This window comes from Collinsella sp. LCP21S3_A9, assembly GCF_052118785.1.
GTDB lineage: Bacteria > Actinomycetota > Coriobacteriia > Coriobacteriales > Coriobacteriaceae > Collinsella.
Map to the genome: position 1 here is coordinate 1 of NZ_JBQKGN010000047.1, position 1,758 is coordinate 1,758.

Below are 1,758 nucleotides of genomic sequence, written 5' to 3' on the forward strand. Positions count from 1 at the left end.
TCTCTCTAAGAATGTATCTCCCTAGAAAGGAGGTGATCCAGCCGCACCTTCCGGTACGGCTACCTTGTTACGACTTCACCCCCCTCACCCTCCACACCTTCGGCGCCTCCCCCCTCTCGGTTGGGCCGGCGACTTCGGGTGCAGACGACTCGGGTGGTGTGACGGGCGGTGTGTACAAGGCCCGGGAACGCATTCACCGCGGCATGCTGATCCGCGATTACTAGCAACTCCGACTTCATGGGGGCGGGTTGCAGCCCCCAATCCGAACTGGGGCCGGCTTTCCGGGATCCGCTCCCCCTCGCGGGGTGGCATCCCTCTGTACCGGCCATTGTAGCACGTGTGCAGCCCAGGGCATAAGGGGCATGATGACTTGACGTCGTCCCCGCCCTCCTCCGCCTTGACGGCGGCGGTCCCGCGTGGGTTCCCGGCATCACCCGATGGCAACACGCGGCGGGGGTTGCGCTCGTTGCGGGACTTAACCCAACATCTCACGACACGAGCTGACGACAGCCATGCACCACCTGTATGGGCTCCTCTCGGCCACGGGGTCTCCCCCGCTTCACCCATATGTCAAGCCCTGGTAAGGTTCTTCGCGTTGCTTCGAATTAAGCCACATGCTCCGCTGCTTGTGCGGGCCCCCGTCAATTCCTTTGAGTTTTAGCCTTGCGGCCGTACTCCCCAGGCGGGACGCTTAATGCGTTGGCTGCGGCACGGGGGGATCGTCCCCCCACACCTAGCGTCCATCGTTTACGGCTGGGACTACCAGGGTATCTAATCCTGTTCGCTCCCCCAGCTTTCGCGCCTCAGCGTCGGTCTCGGCCCAGAGGGCCGCCTTCGCCACCGGTGTTCCACCCGATATCTGCGCATTCCACCGCTACACCGGGTGTTCCACCCTCCCCTACCGGACCCAAGCCGCGGAGGTTCCGGGGGCTTCGGGGGGTTGAGCCCCCCGCTTCGACCCCCGGCCTGCCGGGCCGCCTACGCGCGCTTTACGCCCAATGAATCCGGATAACGCTCGCCCCCTACGTATTACCGCGGCTGCTGGCACGTAGTTAGCCGGGGCTTCTTCTGCAGGTACAGTCTCGTCTCTTCCCTGCTGAAAGCGGTTTACGACCCGAAGGCCTCCGTCCCGCACGCGGCGTCGCTGCGTCAGGGTTGCCCCCATTGCGCAAGATTCCCCACTGCTGCCTCCCGTAGGAGTCTGGGCCGTGTCTCAGTCCCAATCTGGCCGGTCGGTCTCTCAACCCGGCTACCCGTTGTCGGCACGGTGGGCCGTCACCCCGCCGTCTACCTGATGGGCCGCGGAGCCATCCCCTCCCGTCGGGGCTTTAGCCCGGGCGCCATGCGGCACCCGGGGGTATCCGGTATTACCCGTCCTTTCGGGCGGCTATCCCGGGGGAGGGGGCAGGTTCTCCACGTGTTACTCAGCCGTTCGCCACTCGCTTCCACCCGGAGGTGGGTGCCGTTCGACTTGCATGTGTTAGGCGCGCCGCCAGCGTTCATCCTGAGCCAGGATCGAACTCTCCGTCCAAAGTAAATGGGCCTCGAGCCCGTCCGGTCCTCTCAGTCATCGCTGATCGGTTCCGTTCGATTCATATGGTTCTGTTTGATAGGAAAAGGAATTTCTCGGGGCCGCCTCTCGGCGGCCTTGCGAAAAACGAATCCAAGTCAGACCATTTCAAATGGTTCGATGTCTGCCCGGATGCGACACATCTGGTGTGTCCATCCTCGCAGTATCCGGTTCTCAAGGTGCACGCC

The 1,758-nt window shown here is 63.7% G+C and carries 1 rRNA gene; it reads right to left on the reverse strand.

The features are described from left to right. Positions 1-25 precede the first annotated feature (25 nt). Positions 26-1,531: ribosomal RNA gene (locus tag ACTQ05_RS09430) — 16S ribosomal RNA — on the reverse strand. Positions 1,532-1,758 lie beyond the last annotated feature (227 nt).